Origin of the sequence: Antarctobacter sp. (assembly GCF_048262615.1) — a bacterium.
Taxonomy (GTDB): domain Bacteria; phylum Pseudomonadota; class Alphaproteobacteria; order Rhodobacterales; family Rhodobacteraceae; genus Antarctobacter.
Map to the genome: position 1 here is coordinate 36,626 of NZ_JBLXFB010000003.1, position 16,104 is coordinate 52,729.

Below are 16,104 nucleotides of genomic sequence, written 5' to 3' on the forward strand. Positions count from 1 at the left end.
GGAGGATCGCATGAGCGGAGTGGCGGGACGTGCCCTTGTGACCGGGGCGGGGCGGCGGCTGGGCCGCGCCATGGCAGAGGCGCTGGCGGCGCAGGGCTACGCGGTGGCGGTGCATTACGCAGGCTCGCGCGAGGCGGCACAGGAGGTCGTCTCGGGCATCACGGCGCGGGGCGGGCAGGCGGTGGCCTTGCAGGCGGATCTGCTGGTCGAGGATCAGGCGCAGGCGCTGGTGGGGCGCGCGGCGCAGGCGCTGGGCGGGCCGCTGACGGTGCTGGTCAACAATGCTTCTATCTTTGAACACGACGACATCACCAGCGCCACGCGCGACAGTTGGGACCGGCACTTTGAGAGCAACCTGCGCGCGCCCTTTGTGCTGACGCAACAGTTCGCGGCGCAGGTGCCCGAACCGGTCGCGGACGCGCAGGCAGAGCCGGTGGCGCAGGGGCTGGTGGTCAACATGATTGACCAAAGGGTGCGCAAGCTGACGCCCGAGTTCATGAGCTACACGCTGGCGAAATCCGCGCTCTGGACGCTGACGCAGACCGCCGCGCAGGCACTGGCCCCCAACGTTCGGGTGAACGCGATCGGTCCGGGGCCGACCCTGCAAGGCGGGCGGCAGGACGCCGAGTCCTTTGCCCGCCAGCGCGCGGCCACGGTGCTGCGGCGGGGTGTCAACCCTGAGGATATCACCGACGCGCTGACGTTCTTCCTGAAGGCGAAGACCGTGACCGGGCAGTTGTTCTGCATCGACGGCGGGCAGCATCTGGGCTGGCAAACACCGGATGTGACGGACGTGGAATGACCTGCCGTCGGGTAAGTTTTGCACTGGTCATAAAGTCTTAACAAAAGCGTTACGAAAAGGTGAAGAGTCTCAATAGCTTGTAAGGCTGTCGGTTTTTTATCACGCGATATCAATGCCTTAATTTATTGCTTAAATTTTGTGCATCGCCGCGAAGTGGCCTCGAAACAAGGGAAATTTCGACATGCCGGGATTTTGCCCGCAGACTTATCCACAGTTTCGGTGGATGCAATAACACTTGAACCGGGCTCAGCCGCATTGCAGCACAGACAAGGAATCGCGCATAGATCGCGCATGGAAAGCCGGGGACGCGCCAGCGCGCACCGGGGTTTGGCAAGGGAGGAATTCCACCGTGGCAAGCGGGCACGACATCATTCAGGGCTATCTGAAAACGCTGGACAGTTCGCCCGGCGTTTACCGGATGCTGGATGACCAGAGCCGCGTTCTGTACGTCGGCAAGGCCCGCAATCTGAAGGCGCGGGTGTCCAGCTATGCGCGGCCCACGGGGCATTCGCGGCGCATCGAGCGGATGATCGCAGGCACCGCGTCGATGATGTTCCTGACCACTCGGACAGAGACCGAGGCGCTGCTGCTGGAGCAGAACCTGATCAAGCAGTTGAAGCCGAAATTCAACGTGCTCTTGCGCGACGACAAGTCGTTTCCGAACATCCTTGTGACCGACCACACCTATCCGATGATCAAGAAACATCGCGGCGCGAAAAAGGAAAAGGGCGACTATTACGGTCCCTTCGCCAGCGCCGGTGCGGTCAACCGGGTGCTAAACCAGTTGCAGAAGGCGTTTTTGCTGCGCAACTGTTCGGACTCGATGTTCGAGACGCGCACGCGGCCCTGTCTGCAACATCAGATCAAACGCTGTAGCGCGCCCTGCGTGGGCAAGATCAGCCCGGAGGACTACGGCGCCAGCGTCAAGGACGCGCAGCGGTTCCTGTCCGGTCGGTCGACGCAGATACAGGCGCAGTTGAAAAGCCAGATGGCCGAAGCGTCCGAGGCAATGGAATTCGAGCGCGCCGCCGCCCTGCGCGACCGTATCCGCGCGCTGACGCAGGTGCAGACGGCGCAGGGGATCAACCCGCAGACCACCGCCGAGGCGGATGTGATCGCGCTGCACATGGAGGGCGGACAGGCCTGTGTGCAGGTGTTTTTCATCCGGGCGAACCAGAACTGGGGCAATCAGGATTTCTATCCCCGCGTGGGCGAAGACGTGAGCCATGCCGAGGTGATGGAGGCCTTTCTGGGCCAGTTCTACGACCAGAAGGAACCGGCGCGCCTGCTGCTGCTGTCCCACGGGATCGAGGACGCGGACCTGATGTGCGAGGCCCTGTCCGACAAGGCGGGCCGCAAGGTCGAGATCACCGTGCCGCAGCGGGGCGAAAAAGCGGAGCTGATCGACGGGGCGCTGCGCAACGCCAAGGAAAGCCTTGGCCGCAAGATGTCGGAAAGTGCGGCGCAGGCCAAGCTGTTGAAGGGGCTGGCGGAGGCGTTTGCCCTCGATGCCCCTCCCGCGCGGGTCGAGGTCTACGACAACAGCCATATTCAGGGCACCAATGCCGTCGGCGGGATGATCGTGGCCGGGCCGGACGGGTTCATGAAAAACCAGTACCGCAAGTTCAACATCAAGGGTGAGGATCTGGTGCCGGGGGATGACTTTGGCATGATGAAGGAGGTTCTGCACCGCCGCCTGACGCGGCTGCAAAAGGACGACCCCGACCGCGACAAGGGGCTGTGGCCGGATCTGATGCTGATCGACGGTGGCGCGGGGCAGGTGTCGGCGGTGGCGGAAATCATGGCCGAACACGGGGTCGATGACCTGCCGTTTGTGGGGGTGGCCAAGGGCATCGACCGCGACGCGGGCAAGGAAGAGTTCCACCGCGTTGGACAGCGGCCCTTTGCGCTGCGGCACAACGATCCGGTGCTGTATTTCGTGCAAAGGTTGCGGGATGAGGCGCACCGCTTTGCGATCGGCACCCACCGGGCCAAGCGCGCCAAGTCGCAGATGGCCAATCCGCTGGACGAGGTGCCCGGCGTGGGGGCCGCGCGCAGGCGGGCATTGATGGCGCATTTCGGATCGGCCAAGGCGGTGAGCCGCGCCAACCTTGCCGATCTGAAAGCGGTGGAGGGGGTCAGCGCGGCGCTGGCGGAACGGGTTTATGCGTATTTCCACGAGAAGGGGTGATGTGGTGGGCGCGGCTGAGGCTTAGGTCGCGTGGCGCGCCTGTGACGTAGTCCGATTGGCGCGCCTTTGGCGTAATCTAATTGGCGCGCCTTTGGCATAGTCCAATTGGCGCGCCTGTGGCGCGACAGGTTTAGCTTGCGGGCAGAGCCCGCAAGCGGTGAGGGGCGCTGCCCCTCTGCCTGCGGCATTCACCCCGGGATATTTGCCGGACAGAAGAAATCAGGAGTGGGGCGCAATGGCCTGATGGGGTGCTGACCTTTGGCGGGCTCAGGGCAGGAGGGCTTGCAGCGTCTCGCGGAGCGGCAGGGGCAGCGGCGCGGGGCGGCCCTGGGCCCCGGTGAGGACCTGGGTGAAGAAGCCCTCTGTGCAGGCCCTGTCCTCATCGTTGCGGAAGAGGCCGATCTCTGTGCGCATGGAGGAGGTGCCGATGTGGCCAAGGCGCAGGCCCGCGTGGATCGTGTCGGGGAATTCGGCCTCTGCGTGGTAGCGGCAGCCGGTTTCGACCACCAGAAGGCGCATCGCGTCCGGCCCCCGGATCGGGATGCCGTTTTCCATCTGCCACAGGCTGATCGCGGTGTCGAAAAGCGACAGGTAGGTGGCGTTGTTCATGTGGCCGTATTCGTCGTTGTCCATCCAGCGCGTCGGCAGGGTGCGGAAGGCGCGGTAGTCGGCGCGGGTGCCGGGGGCGGGGCGGGTTTGGGCGGCGGGGCTCATTGCGACCTCAGGATGCGGAAGGCGGCGGATGCGCCCCAGCCCGCGGCGATGGCGATGAACAGGGACATCAGGCCGTAGATCAGGGGCTGTTGCCGGGAGAGGCCGAACAGCCAGCGTTCGAGGCCGACCTTGCGCACCTCGATTTCGGTCTCATAGGAGGTGATCACCTCGCCGCCGCGGGTGAGGAAGATGCGGGTGGGGTAGGTGCCTTCGGTCAGGTTGGCGGGCATCGAGACGGCGGTGTTGAAGAGGGTTTCCTCCCGCAGGGTCACGGTGTTTTCGAGCAGTTGATAGGTGCCTTCGCGGGTGCGGATGCGGATCACCGCCTCGGTAAAGCTTTGCGCGTCAGGGACGTCCATCGGAGCCCCGACAGAGCGGATCGCGCGCGGGATCGATATTCTGTGGCGCAGGTCCTCGGTGTCGGAGATCACCGCGTTCCACGGGGCGGAGGTGGCGACGGCGTAGAAGCTGGGCGCGGCGTCGACCTCGACCGCGTGGGCGTTGACCCAGATGCCGAAGCGGCGGGCCTGACGCCAGACGGTGAGCGGTTTGTGCGGGCCGGCCACGGCGACGATCACCTGTAGCGGTTCGCCGGAGATGGGCGCTTCGCGCTTGACCGCGCCGAAGATCAGGATGTCGGAGCCGTCGAAATCGGTGGAGATCTGGACGATGTCCTTGCTCAGGCCAAGCACCACCTCTTCTGCCCGGAGGGGCAGGGCGGCGACAAGGAGCAGGAGCAGCCAGCGCATCATGATCCCGCACTTTCGGCGATGACATAGAGTTCCGACGGGGTCAGCAGCAGGTCCAGCGCCAGCTTGCCGCAGACCAGCAGCACGAGGCCGGCCAGCAGGATGCGCAATTGTTCGGCCCGCAGGCGCATGCCGATGGTGGTGCCGACCTGTGCGCCCACGACGCCGCCCACCAGCAGCAGCACCGCCAGCATCACGTCGACGGTGTGGTTGGTGGTGGCGTGCAGCAGGGTGGTGAAGGCGGTGACGAAGATGATCTGAAACAGCGAGGTGCCGATGACCACCTTGGTCGGCATGTTCAGCAGGTAGATCATCGCGGGCACCATGATAAAGCCGCCGCCCACACCCATGACCGCCGCCAGCACGCCGACGGCAAGGCCGACCAGCAGCGGCGGGATCACGGAGATATACAGACCGGAGGTGCGAAAGCGCATTTTGAACGGCAGCGCGTGCACCCAGATGTGTTTCTTGCGCGGTGGCGGTGCGCCGCGGCGGGATTTGCGCAGGGCGTTCAGGCTTTCGACAAACATCAGCGCGCCGATGATGCCGAGGAAGACGACGTAACACAGGTTGATCAGCAGATCGACCTGACCCAGCGATTTGAGATAGTTGAACAGCACGACGCCGATCGCCGCGCCGACAAGGCCGCCGATCAGCAGGACCGTGCCCATTCGAAGGTCCACCGTCTTGCGTTTGAGATGCGCCATCAGGCCGGACACCGATGCGGCGACAATCTGGTTTGCGCCGGTGGCGACGGCCACGGCAGGGGGAACGCCGATAAAGAACAGCAGCGGCGTCAACAGAAACCCGCCACCGACACCGAACATTCCCGACAGCACGCCGACAAGCCCGCCAAGCCCCAGAAGGAGAAAGACGTTGACAGAGACTTCGGCGATCGGGAGGTAGACCTGCATGGGCCAAGCTAGCCCCATGCACGGTGGCTTTGCAAGTGCTGCAATGCGGCATTCTCGACCTGTTTGAGCCTGCGGGCGCGCGGCGGGTTGCCGGGTGTCTCAGCGCTCTTTCACATAGGGTTCGCCCCCGGCGCGTGGCGGGATCGCCTTGCCCACGAATCCGGCGAGAATGACCACGGTCAGGATGTAGGGCAGCGCGTCCATGACCTGCACCGGGACGACAAATGCGCCAAGGTCGATGTTCTGAAAGCGCAGCGCCACCGCCTGCAAGAAGCCAAAGAGCAGGCAGGCCCCCAGCGCGTACCACGGCCGCCATTTGGCGAAGATCAGCGCCGCCAGCGCGATATAGCCCCGCCCCGCCGTCATTTCCCGGACAAAGCCCGCTTGCAGGCCGGTGGCAAGGTAGGCCCCGGCCAGACCGCAGAGCACGCCGGCGATGGCGATGGAGGCAAAGCGCAGACCGGTGACAGAGACACCGGCGGTGTCCACCGCCTCGGGGGCCTCACCCACCGCGCGCAGGCGCAGGCCGAACCGGGTGCGGAACATGATCCACCATGTCAGCGGCACCATCAGGAAGGCGACATAGACAAGGATCGAATGCCCCGAGATCAGGTCGGCGTAGATCGGGCCGATCACCGGCACCGGGCGCAGGCTGTCGGCAAAGGGCAGGGTCAGTTCATTGAACCGCGCGGCCCCCACCAGCGAGGGCGTGCGGCCGCCTTGGGAAAACCACGTCTGGGCGATCAGCACGGTCAGCCCGGAGGCCAGAAAGTTCAGCGCCACGCCCGAGATGATCTGGTTGCCGCGAAAGGTGATCGAGGCCAGCCCGTGTACCGCCGACAGCGCCATCGACGAGGCGATGCCCGCCAGCAGGCCCAGCCAGACCGACCCGGTCATAAAGGCGACGGCGGCGGAAAAGAAACCGGCGATCAGCATCTTGCCCTCTAGCCCGATGTCGACAATGCCGGAGCGTTCCGAAAACAGCCCGGCAAGGCAGGCCAGCAGCAGCGGGGTGGACAGGCGCACGGTGCTGTCGAGCACCTGAATGACCGTATTGAAATCCATCAGGCGTCTCCCTTGCGGAAGGAGAGAAAGATTTTTTCCAGCGGCATACGGATCATATTGTCGAGCGCACCTGTGAACAGGATCACCAGCGCCTGAATGACCGTCACCAGTTCCCGCGGGATCGAGGTCCAGAAGGCAAGTTCTGCCCCGCCCTGATAGAGAAAGCCGAACAGCAGCGCGGCCAGAAAGACCCCGACCGGGTGTGAGCGGCCCATCAGCGCCACGGCGATGCCAAGGAATCCCGCCCCTTCGGAGGCGTTCAGCACCAGCCGCTCTGCCTCTCCCATGGTGGTGTTCAGCGCCATCATGCCCGCCAGACCGCCCGAGATCAGCATGGTGATGACGGTGATGCGCACGGGTGAGATACCGGCGTATTTGGCGGCTGTCTCCGAGTTGCCGAAGGCGCGGATTTCATAGCCCAAACGGGTGCGCCAGATCAGCAGCCAGACCAGCAGGCAGGCAAGTACGGCGACGAAAAAGGTGACGTTTGCCGGTGAGCCTCGGAACAGGACCGTTTCCGAGGTCGAGAACATGTCCTGAAAGGTCGGCAGAAAGGTCTGTTCCGGGAAGGTGCCCGAGGCCGGTTCCATCGCGCCTTTGGGTTTCAGCACGTTGACCAGCACGTAGTTCAGCACCGCCGAGGCGATGAAGTTGAACATGATCGTGGTGATCACGATATGGCTGCCGCGCTTGGCTTGCAGGTAGCCGGGGATCAGCGCCCAGGCGGCACCGAAGATCGCCGAAGAGGCGGTGGCCCCGATCAGCGCAATGGTCCAGTGCGGCCACGGCACATAGAGACAGGCCAGCGCCACGCCCAATCCCCCGATCAGGGCCTGCCCTTCGCCGCCGATGTTGAACATCTTGGCCTGAAAGGCGACCGCGACGGCCAGTCCGGTGAAGGTGAAATTGGTGGCGTAATAGAGGGTATAGCCCCAGCCCGAGGATTTCATCAGCGCGCCGTCGACCATCAACTGAAAGGCCGTGACCGGGTTTTCGCCGATGGCAAGGATCACCAGCGCCGAAATGACGGCGGCCAGCAGGACCGAGATCAGGGGGACAAGGACCGCGTCGGCCCAGGCTGGCATCTTATCCATATTGGATCCCCGCGTTGGTTCTGGGCATTCTGTTCTTCCTTACCAATGACATGCGTCCCTCAACGGGCGCAGGGCCTCGTCAAGGCCGCGTATGTCGAATTCCATCTCCAGCGGGCTTTCGCTGTGGGGCGTCAGCCGCAGGAACAATGTCTCACCGCCCAGCAACTGCTTGATCACCGGGATAGAGGCGCCACCGTTCCACAGGCCAAGCGCCGTGTTGTCCGTCGAGACCTTCATGGATTTCACAAAGGGCTTTTGCGTATCCACGCGCATGTCGACGCGGTCCCGCCCCTGAATGTCCGACAGAAAGAAGCCGCCCGCGTTGACGTAGAGGACCGTGGTGTTTTCCTTGCAGCGCAGGAACAGGGCGGCGGACTTTGTCTGACCGAACCGGTCGTACAGCGCGTTTTCGGCAGGCAGGGACAGCACGACCGTGGCGGTGTCGTCGAAGTTTGACACCGACGTGGAGACTTGCCATTTGCCGGGATCGGCCTGCACCGGTTCGGGCGCGGGCGCGGGCGTGGGCGTGGGCGCGGCAAGCCGCAGGGGATCGGTGTTAACGGGGCCGTTTACGGTCAGGCAGGTCCCCTGCTCTTCAGAGATCACCTGACCATCCTGACTGACCTGTAGAATGCCGGTCTGGGGGGCGAAGGTCAGGCCGTAGCCTTGGACTGAAGCGGTTTCAAAGCGGTGCCGACCCTGCCCGACATGAAGGGTGACCGGGGCCCGCCCGCCGAACCTGAGAGTCGCGTCCTGCAAGGGGTCGGAGGGGTAGTGGGTGATCACATCGGGGAGGGTTTCGAATGAGCAGGCCAGGTACACGCCATCGGACGCGAAGGCGGGGGCCGCGGCCAGAACCGCAGGCAAGAGACAGGCGCGCAGCAGGTCAGCCATTCTTTGCCGCCTCCTCGCGCTTTTTCTTCGCTTCGAGTTGGGCGTTCACCACCTCGATCAGCGGTTTGTCCTTGTCGGGCATCTCTGTCACACCCGCCATCAGCAGGCCCAGTTCGGTCTGGTTGGTCTCGGACGGCAGCCGTTCGCCCATGATCTGACCGTCGAACATCACCGCGATCCGGTCTGACAGGGACAGGATTTCATCCAGTTCGACCGAGACCAGCAGGATGGCCTTGCCCTTGTCGCGCAGGGCGACGATCTGCTGGTGGATAAACTCGATCGCACCGATGTCGACGCCTCGGGTGGGCTGGCCGATCAGCAAAACCTCTGGATTGCGCTCGATCTCGCGGGCGAGGACGATTTTCTGCTGGTTGCCTCCCGAAAAGTTGCGCGCGGCGAGATTTGCATTCGGCGGGCGGACGTCGAACCGCATCATCTTTTGCGCCGCCTCTTCCTTGATCGCGGCGTTGTTCATCAGCAGACCGGATTGATAGGCCGCGTCATTGTGATAGCCAAAGACCAGGTTTTCCCAAGCGGAGAACGGCAGGATCAGCGCCTCGTGGTGGCGGTCCTCGGGGACATGGGCGATGCCGCGCGCGCGGCGGCTTTTGCCGTCGGAGTAATCGCCGGTCAGGTCGATGTCCTGACCGTTCACGCGCACGATGCCGGTGGCGTCGGCATAGCCGCCCAGCACATGCAGCAGATGTGTCTGGCCATTGCCGGAGACACCCGCAAGCCCAAGGATTTCCCCCGCGCGCACGGTGAGCGAGATCCCTTTCAGGCGCTCGACACCGGCCTCGTCGACGTGGCGCAGGTTCTCGATCTCCAGCACGGGTTTGCCGGGTTTGGCCGGGGTCTTGTCGACGCGCAGCAGCACCTTGCGGCCCACCATCAGCTCTGCCAGCTGTTCCGGGTTGGTCTCTGACGTCTTGACCGTTGCGGTCATCTCTCCCCGCCGCATGACGGAGACGGTGTCGGTGATCTCCATGATCTCGCGCAGCTTGTGCGTGATCAGGATGATCGTCTTGCCCTCACGTTTCAGCCCTTCGAGGATGCGGAACAGGTGGTCGGCCTCGGCGGGGGTCAGCACGCCGGTCGGTTCATCCAGAATGAGGATTTCCGCCTCGCGGTAGAGCGCCTTGAGGATCTCGACCCGCTGCTGGTGGCCGACGGAGAGATCCTCGATCAGCGCATCGGGATCGACCTGAAGCTCATATTCCTCGGCCAGATGTTTGAGCACGCCGCGCGCCTTGGCCAGCGAGGGTTGCAACAGGGCACCGTCCTCGACGCCAAGGATGACGTTTTCAAGAACAGAGAAATTCTGAACCAGTTTGAAATGCTGGAAGACCATGCCGATGCCGGCCTTGATGGCGGCCTGACTGTCGGGGATCTGGGTCTTTTTGCCGTTGATGAAGATCTCACCGGAGTCGGCTTTGTAAAAGCCGTAGAGGATCGACATCAGGGTGGATTTGCCCGCGCCGTTCTCACCGATGATGCCGTGAATCGTGCCGGGCATCACGCGAATCGAGATATCCTTGTTGGCCTGCACGGGGCCAAAGGACTTGGATATGCCCTTGAGTTCGATGGCGGGGGTATCGGTCATGTCGGATTGGCTTTCGCGGGCGAAGGCGGAGGGGCCGCACGGGTGGCGGCCCCCTTGGAAACGGCGATCCGGGCGCGGAATGGGGCGCGTCCGGGCTGTCGCGGGATCAGAAGTTCAGAACCGGGCAGCTGTCGTCGGCCGAATAGTCGTGGACCGAGATGTCGCCGGCGATGATCTGCTCACGCGCGGCATCCACGGCGGCCTTCATCTCGGGGCTGACCAGTTCGGCGTTGTTGTCGTCCAGCGCATAGCCCACGCCGTTGTTGGCCAGACCCAGCGCGATCACGCCGGTTTCCAGATCGGCACCCGCCGACATGGCGTCGAACACGGCGACATCGACACGCTTGAGCATCGAGGTCAGGACCGATCCGGGGTGCAGGTAGTTCTGGTTGCTGTCCACGCCGATGGACAGGATGCCCTCATCGGCAGCGGTTTGCAGCACGCCCAGACCGGTGCCGCCAGCGGCGGCATAGATCACGTCCGCGCCCTGCGAAATCTGCGCCTTGGCCAGTTCCGAGCCCTTGACCGGGTCGTTCCACGCGGCGGGTGTGGTGCCGGTCATGTTTGCGATTACCTTGGCGTCGGGTTTCACCGCCAGCACGCCCTGCGCATAGCCGCAGGCGAATTTGCGGATCAGCGGGATGTCCATGCCGCCGACAAAGCCGACGGTGTCCGACTCGGACGCCATCGCGGCCATCATGCCGACAAGGTAGCTGCCCTCATGTTCTGCAAACAGGATCGACAGGACGTTCGGGTGCGCGGCGGGATCGACATAGCCGTCGATGGTCACGAACTTGGTGTCCGGATAGTCGGGGGCCACGGCGGCGATCGGCGAGGACATGGAAAAGCCGGTGGTCACGATCGGGTTGAACCCGGCCTCGGCAAAGCGGCGCAGGGCCTGCTCACGCTGGGCTTCGGCCTGCAATTCGATGTCGCGGTAGTTGCCGCCGGTTTCGGCTTTGTACCGTTCGGCTCCGTTGAACCCGGCCTCGTTGAAGGATTTGTCGAACTTGCCGCCGAGGTCATAGATCAGCGCAGCGTCGGCCAGCGCCGCACCGGCGCTGAGGGCCAGAGCGGCGACGGTGCCGAGGGTCTTGGCAAAGAAGGTCATGAAGGGCTCCCTGGTGTGACGGGCAGGTTTTCCGCCCGGTCTGTTTATGATGCGGCAATGAAAGCCGCAGGGGGCAGGGGGGGTCAACCGATTTCTACAGGAGTGCCAAGGGGGAGGCCGTTACGTCAGGGCAGCGCGCGGGACATGATCACCGCATCATCACGGGTGCCGTCGGGGCGGGGATAATAGCCCCGGCGCAGGCCGACCTCGGCATAGCCTTGGCGGGTGTAGAAGGCGCGGGCGGGGGCATTGGCGGCGGCGACCTCAAGGAAGACGCGCGTTGCACCGCGCGCTGTGGCCTGCGCGTGAAAGTCGGTCAGGGCGCGCGTGGCCTCTCCGGTGCGCTGCCGGTCGGGATCGGCGGCGAGCGCGAGGATTTCGGCCTCATCGGCGATGATCTGGCCCAGCACAAAGGCGTGCTCGGTGCTTGCCAGCAGGCTGAACCGGCCAGAAAGAGTTTGTTCGAACTGTTCCGCGCTCCACGGGGTCAGGTGGCGATAGGCCCGCCGGGTGAGCGCGGCGAGGGTCTCAGGCGTCATCCAGAATCACCGGCGGCGCGTCGCGTGACGGGGCGGCATCGGCAGGCTTGAGGTACAGCGGGGCGGGGCGCGGCGGCGCGTCCTGCCAGCGCGTTGCCGCGATGCGGGCCACCGCGGCGGCGGGCGCATGGCGGGGCGGGGCGTGGGTGGCGGACAGGTGCGCGGCGACCGCGTCTGCGGCGGAGCCGGTGCAGGTCAGGCCGGGGTGCGCCCAGTTGGCCGGGATCGCCGATAGGGCAATCAGTTGCGCGGGCACGCCGGGGGTCATGCCCTGCGATTGCACATAGGCCTGATCGCGCGGGGCGCTGAGGCAGGACAGCACCGGGCCGGGGATATCCAGCGCGGCGGCCTCCAGCAGGGACACCCCCACCGCCGGGATGCCCAGCGACAGGGCCAGCCCGCGGGCGGCGGCCACGGACAGGCGGACGCCGGTGAAATTGCCGGGGCCGACGCCCACGCCGATGGCGTCCAGATCGCCCCAGCCAAGGCCCGCCTCGGTCAGCACCTCTGTCAGCAGCGGGATCAGGCGTTCGGCCTGACCGCGCGCCATGTCCTCATGGGCGGCGGCGATCACGCTGGTGCCGTCAATCAGCGCCGCGCCGACATGGGCGGCGGAGGTGTCGAAGCCAAGGATCACGGGCATGGGTGTGTCGCCTCTGCGTTCAGGGTATCGCGGCCCGAGGCGCGGCTGCGGCGCAGGCCGTCCTCCAGATGCAGCCAGGGCATCTGCGACTCTGTGTGGCAATGCAGTTGCGGGGGCAGGGCCGCGGCCTGATCCAGCACGCCGAGCGGGACATAGACCTGACCGGGGAGATAGTCGAACCGCGCCGCCACAGGCGATCCGCAGGCGGCGCAGGTCCAGCGCTGTACGCCCGGCACGGGTTCGAACGGGCGGCTTAGCGGGGGCTCTGCCCGCAGCGCATCCTCTGCAAAGGCCGCAAAGGCGGGCAGCGGTGCGCCGGTCCAGCGGCGGCAATCGCTGCAATGGCAATAGGCGACGGTCAGGGGCGCGGCATCCGCCATCAGCGAAAGGGCGCCGCAATAGCAGCGCCCTGTGATCCGGTTCGAGTTGGGGGCCGAGTTGGGGTCTGGCACCGTTCAGACCGCGACGGGGCGGACCTCTGTCACTTCGGGGATGTAGTGGCGCAGCAGGTTCTCGATCCCCATTTTCAGCGTCAGCGTCGATGAGGGGCAGCCCGCGCAGGCCCCCTGCATGTGCAGGTAGACCACGCCACGGTCAAAGCCGTGAAAGGTGATGTCGCCGCCGTCCTGTGCCACGGCGGGGCGCACGCGGCTGTCCAGCAGTTCCTTGATCTGGCCGACGACCTCTGAATCCTCGCCGTCATGCGCGGCATGGCCGCCCGCCTGCGCGGCACCGTCCATCATGACCGGCTGGCCGGACTGGAAGTGTTCCATGATCGCGCCAAGGATCGCGGGTTTCAGGTGGTCCCAATCCGAGGCGTCGCCTTTGGTCACGGTGACAAAGTCATTGCCGAAGAAGACGCCGGTGACGCCGTCCACCGCAAACAGGCGCTGCGCCAGCGGCGAGGCGCTGGCGGCCTCGGGGGCGGGGAAGTCCGCGGTGCCCATGTCCAGCACGGTCTGACCGGGCAGGAACTTCAGGGTGGCGGGGTTGGGCGTGGATTCTGTCTGAATGAACATCTTGGATCACCCTTTTCTGGTTGCTCCCTATATGCGCCTCGGGGCGGCAGGCGTCAAGGATTGGAATGGTTCTAAACTGCGGCCCGATGCCCCGGTTTGACCTTGCGCAAGGACAGCGGCGGGCGTTTTGGCCAGACCGGTGCGAACCAGCCTTTCGGGACAAGGCCATGCACCGATCACACACAGACAGCCCCGACGTGGCCGCAGCGGACCTGCTGCCATTCCTTGTGCTGGCCTTCGGGTTGGCCTGGGGTGCGATGCTGCTGCTGATCCTGTTCCCCGAGACCGTCGCGGGCATCTTTGGCCCGGTCAGCGCGCGAAACCCGCTGTTCAAGATGACCGTCTATGCGCCGGCCGTGGCTGCGGGCGTTCTGGTCGTCGCCCGTACGGGCCTGTCCGGCCTGTTGCGGTTCCTTGAGCGGCTAAGGCTGTGGCGCGTGGCGGTAGGCTGCTGTGGCCGGTGCTGTTCCACTTTCAGCTGAACAACCCGCTCTGGCCCGATGGCCAGCCATGGGACACAGTGTTTTTTGTTCTGCCGGCGGTGCTGGTGGTCTGGATCAATCGCGCAACGATGGTCCGTCGCGGCAAGGGGTGGCAGCGGCTTGTGCCCGACGCGCCGTGAAGGCGGTCAGGTGATCGCCTCAAGCCGTTCTTTGGACAGGTCGCCCGGCACGATCGTGACAGGGACCGGCAGCGACCCGGCGTTGCGGGTCATATGGCTGACCAGCGGGCCGGGGCCTTTCTTGTCAACCGCCGCACCCAGCACCAGCAGGCCGATTTCCGAGTCGTCCTGAACCTGTGCGAGGATCTCTGTCGCCGGATCGCCTTCGCGGATCACCAGTTCCGGGTCGACACCCTGCTTGTCGCGCATCCATTTGGCGAAGACCTCAAAATGCGCGTGAATGCGTTCGCGGGCCTCTTCGCGCATGATGTCGCCGACGCCGATCCAGTGATTGAACTCATCCGGCGGAATGACGGACAGGATCGCGACACCGCCGCCTGATTTGGCCGCGCGCATGGCGGCAAATCGCATGGCGTTCAGGCACTCTCGGCTGTCGTCGAGGACGACAAGAAACTTGCGCATGAGGACTCTCCTGAGCGGGGATCGTGGCAGAGCGGGCTGAGGCTGTCCAGCGGTCAGCCGCTGTGCGCCCAGTCCCAGTACATTTCGCGGACCCGGCGGGTGACGGGGCCAACCTGATAGGATTTGTCCTCGAACCCGGTCACCGGTGTGACCTTGTTCATGTTGCCGGACATAAAGACCTCATCGGCGGCGTTGAAATCCGCAAAGCTCAGCACCGTCTCCTGCACCTCGACGCCATCGGCGCGCAGGTTGGCGATGTGGCGCGCGCGGGTGATGCCCGACAGGAAGGTGCCGTTTGGGATGGGGGTAAAGACCACGCCGTCGCGCACCATAAAGATGTTGGCGGTGGCGGTTTCGGCGACATTGCCAAGCGCATCGGCGACCAGCGCATTGGCAAACCCGCGCGACCGCACATCGGCCAGCATCCGGGCGTTGTTGGGATACAGGCACCCGGCCTTGGCATTGACGACCGAGCTTTCCAGCACCGGACGGCGGAACCGCGTATGGCCCAGCGTGGCGCTGGCGGTGTCCGGGGCCATCGGGATTTCCTCAAGACACAGGGCAAAGCCGGTCTCGTCCGGTTGCGGCACGATGGCGGTGATGTCACCATGAATGCCCCAGTACATCGGGCGGATATAGACGGCGGCATCGGCGGCGTAGGCCTTCAGCCCCTCCTGAACGATCTGCACCATCTCATCGGTCTGAACGGTGGGGCGCAGCATCAGCGCCTCTGCCGAGCGGTTCACGCGGGCGCAATGGGCGTCCAGATCGGGGGTGACGCCTTGCACATAGCGCGCGCCGTCAAACACCGAGGACCCCAGCCATGCGCCGTGATCCCCGGCGCGCATGATCATCGCGTCGCCTTCTTGCCATGTGCCGTTGAAATAGGTGCGGATATTGGTTCCGGTCGCCATGCCATGCCTCTCTGGTGAACGGCGGCAGGCTAGGCGCGGCGGCGGCGAAGGTCCAGTGCCGTTACCCGACCTCCGCCAAAAGCGCGTTCAGGTCCAGCGGCGCGTTGACCATGTCGAGGGTGCCGCTGGCATCGCGGGGCCAGTCCTCGGGCGCGCGGTCGCGGTAGATCTCGATGCCGTTGCCGTCGGGGTCCGAGAAATAGATCGCCTCTGACACGCCATGATCGGCGGCGCCCTCGATCTCGATCCCGGCGTCGAGGGCGGTCTTCAGCGCCTGCGCAAGGGCCGCACGGTCCGGGTAGACAAAGGCGGTGTGATACAGGCCCGGCGCGCGCGGATTGGGGCGCGGGCCGTCTTTGCTGTGCCATGTGTTCAGGCCGATGTGGTGGTGATAGCCGCCAGCGGACAGAAAGGCCGCCTGCGCCCCATAGGTTTGCGTGACCTCCAGCCCGATCACATCGCGGTAAAAGGCAATGGAGCGGTCGAGGTCGGTGACTTTCAGGTGAACGTGACCGATACGGGTTTCGGGATGTGCGGGCATGGTACTCTCCTTTGGTCACCTAGATGGCGCATCTGCCGCCCTCTGATAAGTCCCAAGTCCCGAAGGGCATTGGTGCAAAGACGCGCAGATCCCGCCGGCTGCGGCGTCGGACAGGGGGTGTCGCGGCCGCAAACGCGGCGCGCGCCGCTGGTCGCGCCTTTTGTCGATGTTGCCATTCCGGCGGGGCGGGCCTCACGATGGCGGCAACAGCATAGGACAGACCGGCC

The 16,104-nt window shown here is 65.0% G+C and carries 18 protein-coding genes; 3 read left to right on the forward strand and 15 right to left on the reverse strand.

Annotation, left to right across the window (positions count from 1 at the left end):
- The first annotated feature begins 10 nt into the window (after positions 1 to 10).
- The gene (locus ACN0S5_RS03905; protein ID WP_417206146.1) at positions 11 to 802 is read left to right on the forward strand and encodes an SDR family oxidoreductase; all 792 of its coding nucleotides are present in this window, start codon (positions 11 to 13) and stop codon (positions 800 to 802) included.
- Positions 803 to 1,151: 349 nt separating this feature from the next.
- On the forward strand, positions 1,152 to 2,993 hold the full coding sequence (uvrC, locus tag ACN0S5_RS03910) for an excinuclease ABC subunit UvrC (RefSeq protein ID WP_417206148.1): 1,842 nt from the start codon (positions 1,152 to 1,154) through the stop codon (positions 2,991 to 2,993).
- A 267-nt stretch (positions 2,994 to 3,260) separates the two neighbouring features.
- Here the strand turns inward: uvrC and ACN0S5_RS03915 are convergent, their stop codons facing one another.
- The 12 genes from ACN0S5_RS03915 to ACN0S5_RS03970 form a co-directional block, all read right to left on the reverse strand.
- A complete protein-coding gene (locus ACN0S5_RS03915) occupies positions 3,261 to 3,707 on the reverse strand; it encodes an acyl-CoA thioesterase (protein WP_417206150.1) in 447 nt (148 codons plus the stop codon).
- The gene (locus tag ACN0S5_RS03920) at positions 3,704 to 4,459 is read right to left on the reverse strand and encodes a TIGR02186 family protein (RefSeq protein ID WP_417206152.1); all 756 of its coding nucleotides are present in this window, start codon (positions 4,457 to 4,459) and stop codon (positions 3,704 to 3,706) included. The genes ACN0S5_RS03915 and ACN0S5_RS03920 overlap by 4 nt, the downstream gene beginning before the upstream one ends.
- Positions 4,456 to 5,370 (reverse strand): sulfite exporter TauE/SafE family protein, encoded by a 915-nt coding sequence (locus tag ACN0S5_RS03925; protein WP_417206154.1) that lies wholly within the window; start codon positions 5,368 to 5,370, stop codon positions 4,456 to 4,458. The genes ACN0S5_RS03920 and ACN0S5_RS03925 overlap by 4 nt, the downstream gene beginning before the upstream one ends.
- A 99-nt stretch (positions 5,371 to 5,469) precedes the next feature.
- Positions 5,470 to 6,435 (reverse strand): ABC transporter permease, encoded by a 966-nt coding sequence (locus tag ACN0S5_RS03930; protein WP_417206156.1) that lies wholly within the window; start codon positions 6,433 to 6,435, stop codon positions 5,470 to 5,472.
- Positions 6,435 to 7,529, reverse strand: a complete 1,095-nt coding sequence (locus ACN0S5_RS03935; protein ID WP_417206158.1) for an ABC transporter permease — start codon at positions 7,527 to 7,529, stop codon at positions 6,435 to 6,437. The genes ACN0S5_RS03930 and ACN0S5_RS03935 overlap by 1 nt, the downstream gene beginning before the upstream one ends.
- A 39-nt stretch (positions 7,530 to 7,568) precedes the next feature.
- Positions 7,569 to 8,423 carry a type VI secretion system-associated protein TagO gene (locus ACN0S5_RS03940; protein WP_417206160.1) on the reverse strand — a complete coding sequence of 285 codons (855 nt, stop codon included), beginning with the start codon at positions 8,421 to 8,423 and terminating at the stop codon, positions 7,569 to 7,571.
- A complete protein-coding gene (locus ACN0S5_RS03945) occupies positions 8,416 to 10,026 on the reverse strand; it encodes an ABC transporter ATP-binding protein (protein WP_417206162.1) in 1,611 nt (536 codons plus the stop codon). Before ACN0S5_RS03945 ends, ACN0S5_RS03940 begins: the two co-directional genes overlap by 8 nt.
- Positions 10,027 to 10,132: 106 nt before the next feature.
- Positions 10,133 to 11,137 carry a BMP family lipoprotein gene (locus ACN0S5_RS03950; protein ID WP_417206164.1) on the reverse strand — a complete coding sequence of 335 codons (1,005 nt, stop codon included), beginning with the start codon at positions 11,135 to 11,137 and terminating at the stop codon, positions 10,133 to 10,135.
- Between the two features lie 125 nt (positions 11,138 to 11,262).
- Positions 11,263 to 11,676 (reverse strand): GNAT family N-acetyltransferase, encoded by a 414-nt coding sequence (locus ACN0S5_RS03955; RefSeq protein ID WP_417206166.1) that lies wholly within the window; start codon positions 11,674 to 11,676, stop codon positions 11,263 to 11,265.
- Positions 11,666 to 12,319, reverse strand: a complete 654-nt coding sequence (gene tsaB, locus ACN0S5_RS03960; protein ID WP_417206168.1) for a tRNA (adenosine(37)-N6)-threonylcarbamoyltransferase complex dimerization subunit type 1 TsaB — start codon at positions 12,317 to 12,319, stop codon at positions 11,666 to 11,668. The genes ACN0S5_RS03955 and tsaB overlap by 11 nt, the downstream gene beginning before the upstream one ends.
- Positions 12,310 to 12,771, reverse strand: a complete 462-nt coding sequence (locus ACN0S5_RS03965) for a GFA family protein (protein ID WP_417206170.1) — start codon at positions 12,769 to 12,771, stop codon at positions 12,310 to 12,312. The genes tsaB and ACN0S5_RS03965 overlap by 10 nt, the downstream gene beginning before the upstream one ends.
- A 3-nt stretch (positions 12,772 to 12,774) precedes the next feature.
- A complete protein-coding gene (locus ACN0S5_RS03970; protein ID WP_417206172.1) occupies positions 12,775 to 13,338 on the reverse strand; it encodes a NifU family protein in 564 nt (187 codons plus the stop codon).
- A gap of 167 nt (positions 13,339 to 13,505) precedes the next feature.
- Between ACN0S5_RS03970 and ACN0S5_RS03975 the strand changes: the two genes are divergently transcribed.
- Positions 13,506 to 13,820, forward strand: a complete 315-nt coding sequence (locus tag ACN0S5_RS03975) for a hypothetical protein (RefSeq protein WP_417206174.1) — start codon at positions 13,506 to 13,508, stop codon at positions 13,818 to 13,820.
- Between the two features lie 146 nt (positions 13,821 to 13,966).
- On the opposite strand, the gene ACN0S5_RS03980 is transcribed toward ACN0S5_RS03975, so the two are convergent.
- The 3 genes from ACN0S5_RS03980 to ACN0S5_RS03990 form a co-directional block, all read right to left on the reverse strand.
- On the reverse strand, positions 13,967 to 14,422 hold the full coding sequence (locus ACN0S5_RS03980; protein ID WP_417206176.1) for a universal stress protein: 456 nt from the start codon (positions 14,420 to 14,422) through the stop codon (positions 13,967 to 13,969).
- 53 nt (positions 14,423 to 14,475) lie between these two features.
- On the reverse strand, positions 14,476 to 15,336 hold the full coding sequence (locus tag ACN0S5_RS03985) for a branched-chain amino acid aminotransferase (RefSeq protein ID WP_417206178.1): 861 nt from the start codon (positions 15,334 to 15,336) through the stop codon (positions 14,476 to 14,478).
- A gap of 61 nt (positions 15,337 to 15,397) precedes the next feature.
- A complete protein-coding gene (locus ACN0S5_RS03990) occupies positions 15,398 to 15,877 on the reverse strand; it encodes a VOC family protein (protein ID WP_417206180.1) in 480 nt (159 codons plus the stop codon).
- Positions 15,878 to 16,104 lie beyond the last annotated feature (227 nt).